Source organism: Flavobacterium sp., assembly GCF_049318185.1.
GTDB lineage: Bacteria > Bacteroidota > Bacteroidia > Flavobacteriales > Flavobacteriaceae > Flavobacterium.
The window spans coordinates 1-8,418 of the sequence record NZ_JBMOGV010000101.1 but is presented as its reverse complement, the minus strand read 5'-3'; the positions used below and the strand labels follow the sequence as shown (position 1 = coordinate 8,418).

9 protein-coding genes and 1 pseudogene are annotated in these 8,418 nt (G+C 32.7%); all 10 read right to left on the bottom strand.

The annotated features are described in order from the left end of the window. Window positions 1-472 (bottom strand): annotated as a pseudogene (locus ACOYLT_RS09125) (hypothetical protein); the annotation flags it as partial. A gap of 8 nt (window positions 473-480) precedes the next feature. Then, window positions 481-1,572 carry an iron-containing alcohol dehydrogenase gene (locus tag ACOYLT_RS09120; protein WP_422853549.1) on the bottom strand — a complete coding sequence of 364 codons (1,092 nt, stop codon included), beginning with the start codon at window positions 1,570-1,572 and terminating at the stop codon, window positions 481-483. Window positions 1,573-1,620: 48 nt separating this feature from the next. Continuing rightward, window positions 1,621-3,096, bottom strand: a complete 1,476-nt coding sequence (locus tag ACOYLT_RS09115; RefSeq protein ID WP_422853548.1) for a class I adenylate-forming enzyme family protein — start codon at window positions 3,094-3,096, stop codon at window positions 1,621-1,623. Window position 3,097: 1 nt separating this feature from the next. Then, complete coding sequence (locus ACOYLT_RS09110; protein WP_422853547.1) at window positions 3,098-3,337, bottom strand: acyl carrier protein; 240 nt, start codon at window positions 3,335-3,337, stop codon at window positions 3,098-3,100. Window positions 3,338-3,356: 19 nt separating this feature from the next. Further along, a complete protein-coding gene (locus tag ACOYLT_RS09105; RefSeq protein ID WP_422853546.1) occupies window positions 3,357-4,103 on the bottom strand; it encodes an SDR family NAD(P)-dependent oxidoreductase in 747 nt (248 codons plus the stop codon). A 4-nt stretch (window positions 4,104-4,107) separates the two neighbouring features. Then, on the bottom strand, window positions 4,108-4,338 hold the full coding sequence (locus tag ACOYLT_RS09100; RefSeq protein ID WP_422853545.1) for an acyl carrier protein: 231 nt from the start codon (window positions 4,336-4,338) through the stop codon (window positions 4,108-4,110). A 5-nt stretch (window positions 4,339-4,343) separates the two neighbouring features. Then, window positions 4,344-5,000 carry a serine acetyltransferase gene (locus ACOYLT_RS09095; protein WP_422853544.1) on the bottom strand — a complete coding sequence of 219 codons (657 nt, stop codon included), beginning with the start codon at window positions 4,998-5,000 and terminating at the stop codon, window positions 4,344-4,346. 156 nt (window positions 5,001-5,156) lie between these two features. Further along, window positions 5,157-6,311: a glycosyltransferase family 4 protein gene (locus ACOYLT_RS09090; RefSeq protein WP_422853543.1), complete on the bottom strand. Its 1,155-nt coding sequence runs from the start codon at window positions 6,309-6,311 to the stop codon at window positions 5,157-5,159. Beyond that, a complete protein-coding gene (gene asnB / locus ACOYLT_RS09085) occupies window positions 6,301-8,187 on the bottom strand; it encodes an asparagine synthase (glutamine-hydrolyzing) (RefSeq protein WP_422853542.1) in 1,887 nt (628 codons plus the stop codon). The genes ACOYLT_RS09090 and asnB overlap by 11 nt, the downstream gene beginning before the upstream one ends. A gap of 27 nt (window positions 8,188-8,214) precedes the next feature. Beyond that, window positions 8,215-8,418 (bottom strand): hypothetical protein (locus tag ACOYLT_RS09080; protein ID WP_422853541.1); only part of this gene is annotated, 204 nt, incomplete at its 5' end.

The following is an 8,418-nucleotide window of genomic DNA, read 5'->3' as shown; positions in this document are numbered from 1 at the left end:
TCAGATACCCTCCTATGGCTGCAAATCGGGCACCCATCAATTTTAAATTTTCGGGATTAGGCTTTACATCACAAATAATAAAGTGTTTACGTTCTTTTCCAATAAACTCCTGAACCACCTTTATCATTGCTTTCGACTGTCTTTTTGAAGTTATTTTATCCAAAACAACAGTGCTTGGTACTCCTGAGGTAGCTGAAGATTGCAGTGATATTTTGATATCATCTGCCTCCACAGATCTGAGCATGGAACCAAGTTCTTTGAATACACTTACAGCAACAGCCGGAATATCAGAAATATCCCCCGAAAACGTCTCCGGATTAAATCCTTTTCTTTCACAAAATTTTCGGTAATATTTATTGTTGTTGTAATGATGAGTTAATTCCTCAAGCAAAGATTCATTAAACAATGTTTTACGTTGCAACACTTCATAAGAATAAGGGTGTAATTCCAATAAAGCATCGGTTTTATTCACGCTGGAAATCATATTGAATATAATATTTCTTTATAGAACGATTCGGATAACGGTAAAGGGTTACCTTTTGCACCCTTGTCTTTCATAGCATTTGAAAAGAAAACATCATTTTTGAATATTGTGTTCAACAAGGATTTAAAACGTTCTCTATCTTTTTGATTATTTGAGGCAACAGACACAGCCTCAATGAGTTTATTGAGGCCATCAACCCCATCCATAATTCCGGAAGCTGAGGCAAGTTTCTCGTATTTACGTTTTACATTAGGGTTTTCTGCATTTTTACTAATTACAGCCTTAAGGACCATAGAAATAGCTGATGAGTGTGAAAAATCGTAGGAACTTAACTGATGGGCTAGACCGTGAGCAGCCCCAACGATACAATGATTTTGAACAAGACCTGCCAAAACTGCTGCAAACTGGAGGTTTTGTGCCGACTCAAATGTTCGAGTAGTTTTGAACACCTCCCAATTTTCAGCGATTAACTGTAAAGCTTTCTCGGCATAAATATCCACAACCGGATTATCCAATAACGAAACATAACCTTCAACCACATGTGAAATAGCATCTACCATTGTTGAAAATAGAATATCATCAGGAGCATCCAAAATAAATCGAGGATCAAGAATGATAATTTCTGGTATAAACGAATGGGAGATAAAAAAATCTTTTAATTTTTGTTCCCGATCGTACAAAACGGAAGCAGAAGATATTTCAGCACCACTTCCGATAGTTGTTGGAATAGCAATAAAACGCGTGCTAAAGTTCAACATGTTGAAGTTTCGAGTCTGAACATTTAAGTACGGAAATTCATAAAATGCTCGAAGCATTTTTGTACCGTCAATAACACTTCCTCCTCCAACGGCAAAAATTACGTCCGGCTTAAATAACTCTATCCTACGTAAGGAATCCTTTAGAGTATTTAACTCGGGTTCTCCTCCCCAACTTTTTTCGATGAATATTACTTCAAAAGATGATATTGCACTTTTAATTTTATCTTTCAAATCCTCTGACAGACTTGCTCCGTGAACAACTGCAACTCTGGATGCTGGAAAGTTCTTCAATCCATTTAATGCATTTTTTCCGAAGAGGAGAGTTGGCATTTTAAGGACAAACTTGGAATATAATCCACTAGGTTCCCACATATTTTACTACTTATTTTTAAGTTCTAGTCTTTTTATTTTTCCGGATTCGGTTCTGGGTAAAGCATCGATCCACACATACTCAAAAGGCCATTTATACGATTCAAGAGATGTTGTAATTTTATTTTTGACCTCAGTCATATCACACAGCAAGGAATCACCAACCATAAAAGCTTTAACCACCTCTCCCAAAATACCATTAGGATCAGGAATTCCCACACAGGCAGAAGCCGAAATACCGTTGATTGTATTTAAGATTTCTTCAATTTCAATGGGTGAAACTTTCTTACCTCCTACATTAATAATTTCCTTTTTCCTGCCTACAATCTTCAGGTATCCATTTTGTAATTTTACCCCGTAATCTCCTGTCCGGATATAGTCTTTCCAGAAAAAGTCTTTCACTTCTTCTTCAGACAATCCAACATATAATCTGGCTACATGATCTCCCTTGATACATATTTCGCCTTCACAATTTTCACCTAACGATTCGCCTGATTCGCCCACAACCTCAACCTCAACATTTGGAGATGCTTTACCCAATGTATCTAGGTTTAGATAATCATTTTTAAAATTTAGAAAAACTGAACGAGATGCTTCTGTTAATCCGTAATGCATACAAATGCGAGTGTGGGGCAACAATTCAATCAGTTGTTTTTTATCAGAAACTGACAAGTACTCACTTCCGATTTCGATATATTTTAACTGATGTGCAAAATCGCTTATTCGGTTAGCACTCATTTTTTTGATATAGGCCCAAGCTGACGGCACAAATGCAAGACCGGTGACGTGGAATTCTTCTATAAGCCGAAAAAAACCTTTGATGTTGGTAAAGCCGTTTATTAAAACAATAGCACCACCTGCCGAAAGAACACATCTTATTCTACCCAATCCGAAAGAATGACTGGTTGGAAGTGCTAGCAACTCAATATCTGTTTCCGAGTTTTTAATAAAACTGTTAATGTTTCGAACTGCTGCTGCAATGTTTCCATTAGTAAGGTAAACACCTTTGGATATGCCAGTGGTACCCGTGGTAAACAAAATGTCAGCTTTATCCTGCAAATCAGGGAATACAACTTCATCAAAACTGACGTTAACTTTAGAATTTTCTGTTGAAGTCATTTCAGTTACATATTCCCTCGGAATGGCTTTGGTGGGGTTCCCAAAAATGAACCGGGGCCGGGTTCGGGATTTTATCATCTCAAAACGCTGAGCCGTTATTTCAGGATCGATCATAACGGCAATAGCTCCTGATAAGTGCAAGGCGAAATAGTTGTAAATAAAGGTTGGAGTTTTATCCGCAATCAGAAATACAATGTCTCCCTTTTTTAGAGAGTGTTTAGCTAATAGTGAATTTGAAACATTCTGAATGCAAGATGCTAGTTGCGAATACGAAATACGCTCATCCCTATTGTAAATGGCTATTTTCTCAGGAGTAGTTTTAGCCCAATGAAAAACTTTGTATTCTACACTCTGAAGAAGAGACATCTTAGTTTCTTTTTAATCTCTCTTCGATTGCTGCAACGATATCACTAACATCCTCCAGATCCATAATAATTTCAGGATCAAAATTTATAGAGAACTCTTTCTCTAAACTCGATATAAGTACAATATGTCCTAAGGAATTCCATTCAGGAATGTCACCTATAGCTGTATCTTCTGTAATTTGATCTTCTGAAACTTCTAATGATTCAGCGATAATTTTTATTATTTTTTTTTCAAGTTCCATATATAGATATTTAGGTTAATTATAATACTGAGTATCCTCCATCAACTTTTAAATTTGAACCAGTAACCCATTGACTTGCATCAGACAATAAATAAACAGCAGCATAGGCAATTTCATTCGGTTGACCAAAACGTTTCAAAGGGTATTTTTTCTTTTCATCCAACAATTGTTCTTCTGTTAGTCCACTTCCAAGTAATATATCAGTTTCAACCATACCAGGGTTAATAGAATTTACTCTAATGCCTTTTCCTGCCAAATCAATAGCCATTCCTTGCATGATTCCATTTATAGCTGCCTTTGAAGCAGAATATACAGATCCTCCAGGAGAGGAAATATGCACGCCAGAAATCGACGAAATAAATAAAATAGATGCTTTTCTATTTAACTTCTTCTGTTTTAACAAAGCCAGATTCAAAAGTACAGGAGCGTTGAAATTAACCGAAAATGTTTGATTGATTTTCTCTGCATTTACAAACGGGAATGGTGTGGGATAAGATACTCCAGCACTATGCACTACCCCATCTAAAACAGGCAATTGAGCCACCAAAGTATCTAAGTCGTTAATATTGGTCAGATCAGCAGGTATTGCAGCATTCTCTACGCCTTCCAACTCCAAATATGTTTTGTTGAGGTTATCCACGTTACGCCCTGTGATATATACTATTGCTCCTAATTTAGAACATTCAATAGCTACAGCCCTTCCTATGCCCGATGAGGCTCCTGTAACTAATATTTGTTTCCCAGCAAGTGAAAAAGGATTATACATTCTTCTATCTTTTACTAATTACTATTTTAAATAAATCATTAATTGTATTAGCAGATCGGATATCATCACCATTAATACGCACACCAAAACAACCATCAACCATAGCTATAACAGACAAGGCTGTTAATGAACTCCATTCCTCAATGTTCTTGAAATCTGTTTCTGATTTAAAAATATCTAAATCTGTTTCATCAAATTGTTCAGCAAACTGTTTAATAAAAAAATTAATATCCATAATGATTAAAGTTTAATGTTAGTCGCCGGATTTCCGACAAGAAAGTTACTGTTTTTAAAATTTCTTGAAATAATTGATCCAGGAACAACCACATTTGAATCACCAATTACTTTATTGGGTAAAAAAGCGCTGTTTAACCCTATACTATTGTAATTTCCAATTTTTGTATTACCCGATAGCTGGACATTAGGATTTAAAATGTTGTAGTTTCCAATTTCCACATGATGCCCAAAATTAACTTGTGTATTTATAATATTGAAATCGCCTATTCTTACATCGTATGAGATTATTGAATTACTTAATATTATATTACCAATACCTATCGACAAACTATCTCTTGCGAAAAATATATTATTAGGAGCCATTAAATTTGGAAAAGCAATATTGGTATTAACAATATTTTCTCTCATAATCAATAGATTTTTCATAATACCAATTGCTATAACAATATTTAATGGTTCCTTAATTTGATTTATATCTTTACTGCTACCTATTATCTTGCCATATTTACATGATTTCCCTAATTTTTGAATATCATCATCAAAAAAACCAATAAAATCGAATAACGGACTCTCAGAAGACTTATTAATAGTGTCAATTAACAAATAAACCTCTTGACCGAAACTACCAGATCCATAAATTGCAATTTTGGATTTACACATATATTACTAAATTAACTTTAAATGGCCGACCTTAGGGTAAGTCTACAAAATTGAAAAAAGTTATTCAAAACTAAATTATACCAAGTTGCAAATCTTCTAGTCAGCCTAGCAAATCTAAAAAAAAGATACAAAAGAATTTATTAGTGTTTAAAAAGTTCATATTGTAAATTTTTTATACTCTTTCAACAGTTCATTCCAAACAAATTTTTGTTCGTATTTTTCCACTATCATTTTCCTTGTATTTATTTGCAGTTTTTTATATAAGAAGGTATCATGGTAAACACGTTGCATTTTTTCAATAAGGGCTTCCGTATTTTTAACAGGAATAATTGTTCCGTTAATTTCTTCTCTAATAATTTCATTGCAACCATTAATATCTGAAACTATACTTGGTAATCCCATTGCGCCAGCTTGCATTACTACGTTAGGAAATCCTTCTCTATAACTCGGAAAGACAAGACAGTTGGCAATTGACAAAAAAGGTCTGACATCTACTTGAAAACCAACTGTGATAATATTAGAATTATTTTCAATAATTTTTTTTGTATTATTTTCAAGTGGATCCAATTCATCTTCATAATTACCAACTAGCAACAATTTGCAACCCTTATCATTCTCTTGAATTGCATAAAATGCCGTAACTAATTCATTAATTCCTTTATCTCCAACAAGTCTTCCGACAAAAATGAAAACAAAGTCATTATATTCTATATTAAGTTTAGATTTTAAATCTAACTTAGATTCCATTGAAAAAAGATCCGGATTAAAATGGGATGTATTTATTCCATTGGTACTACCATTTGCAAGAACTTTTATTTTTTTAGAATTACAAAATCGATTTTTCTGAATAATTTTTTCCAAGCCAACTGAATTGGGATATACTTTAGTTGCAAAAAAATATGTAGTTATTTCAACAACATTAAGTATTATTCTTTTGATACCTTTCGCTTCTAATAAAGGCAGGCCAGCAACAGTATGTAACCTAACGGGAACACCTGCTAATTTCGCAGCCAACATACCAAGAGTTCCAGCCTTTGGTGTATGAGTATGAACAATATTAGGCCGCAATTTTCTAATTAACCTAATTAATTTAAAGAGAGAGATTAAATCCTTGAAAGGTGTTATTTTTCGACTCATTTCAATTTCAAACACTTCTATTCCCTCATGTAATTTTACTTCTGAAAGTGAAACACCTTTACTTGATATGCCAAAAACTTCGTATCCGTTTTCAGACATAAATCGTAGCTGCCCCTTTAACAGTGTCTTTAGAGATTCGGGAACAGTAGTAATTCGAACTAATTTAGGCTTCATAAACATTACAATACCACTTTTGGAAACAGAAGAAAGCCCATACCCTAAATGTATTGTCTATTTTAGAATCTAAGTGATTATGAACTAATCTTGAAATAGATTCAAACTGAAAAATATTTTGTTTAGTTACAAGTGTTTCATCAATAAAAGAAAGTAACTCAGTTCGCAATTCTGAACGCAACCAATCACCAACTGGGACACCAAACCCTTTCTTCGATCTATTCAAAAAATTATTAGGAAAATATTCTTTAAAAGCCTCCTTAAGTATATGTTTTTTGTCCCAGCCTTTAATCAGATACGAATCAGGCAGTTGATTTGCAAAATCCCATAATTCTTTATTCAAAAATGGCGCTCTGCATTCCAATGATGCTAACATACTAGTTCGATCCACCTTAACTAACATATCTCCTTCCAAACTCAGATACTTATCAATAATTCTAAAATCAGAAATGGAATTATTACTAGATTGGATTTTATTTTTGAAATACTGGAGACCATCACTATTATACAAATCTGAATTCAAAATTGTCTTTACTTCAGCATCTGTAAAACCCAATGAAATAATGTTATAATAGAAGTCGCCATTATAGTTAATTGACTTCAGTAATCTTTTTATTTTAAACCTATTACCCCTAGAATCTTCCTTAGTAGTTATTAAATTTTCTAAAAAATTTAAACTGAAAGCATGTAATTTTTGTGGTATAAAAGAAGTATATCTTCTATTTAACTTACCCATATAGTATTTGTTGTAGCCTCCAAAAACTTCATCTCCCCCGTCACCTGTTAATGCAACTTTTACAAAATCTTTGGTTTTTTTTGAAACCAAGTAGGTAGCTAGTGCAGAAGAGTCAGCAAATGGCTCATCAAAATTTAAAATAATTTCATCAATATTTGCTGACAAATCTTTTTCAGAAATGATAAATTCATGATGATTACTATTAATCAATTTCGCTACTATCCTTGATTTATCAGATTCATCAAATGACTTTTTATCAAACCCAATAGAAAATGTATCAATTTTTTTATTTTGTTGTTGCGCAAGACATAGTGATACAATAGAAGAATCTACACCACCTGATAGAAAAGTACCTAAAGGAACATCAGAAATAGATCTAGAATATACACTTTGCTTTACTAAATCGTGAGTTATCTTAATCGCTTCATTTTTTGAATCAAAAGATACATAACTAGTAGACCTAGCGATTTCAAAAATTGAAAAGGTATTTTTACTACAATTCAATTCAATATAATGATTAGCTTCTAACTTTTTTATACCATTGTATATAGTAAATGGTGCAGGAATATAAGTTAATTGAAAATATAAGGCTAGACTAGTTTTATCTATCGTTGGCGTATGTGGCAAGTTTGATATTATAGATTTAAGCTCAGATGCCCAAATAAAACCATTTATTGTATGTGAATAATAAAGTGGTTTCTCACCAAAAAAATCTCTAGCTATAAATATTTTATTAATTGTTTTATCATAAATACTAAATGCAAACATGCCGTCTAATTTACCAAAAGATTTCGGACCTTCTTTTTCATACAATCTTAAAATTACTTCTGTATCCGAATTAGTTTTAAAAACAACTCCTTGTCCTATTAAATGATTTTTTAAAATCTGATAATTGTAGATTTCACCATTAAAAACAATTACTTTAGATTTATCTTCTGAATAAATAGGCTGATCTCCATTACTTAAATCAATAATTGAAAGCCTACGCATTCCCATAGCTATTGTAAAAGAATCGCTGATAGAAATAAATTCACCTTCGGCATCAGGACCTCTATGAATAATTAAATTATTCATGAATTTTAACTGAGCTGAGTGATTTTTTAAATTACTATAGGTCAAAAATCCATTAATACCACACATTTTTTCTGAAATATAAAATTCGAAAAATTAAAGTTGAATAGTTAATTCCTTTGGAATAAAAACAAAATTGATTCCTTGTTTTTGTAGAGACCTTGTTGGATCTAACAACTTTTTATCGTGCTCTGAGAGCAGTTTCCAAGCATTATTGGCAAAATGATATACCTCAAAATCATGCAATTGAATAAGTTTTTCTAATTTTTCTAATTCACCTTCAGCATTTAAAAACTCAAT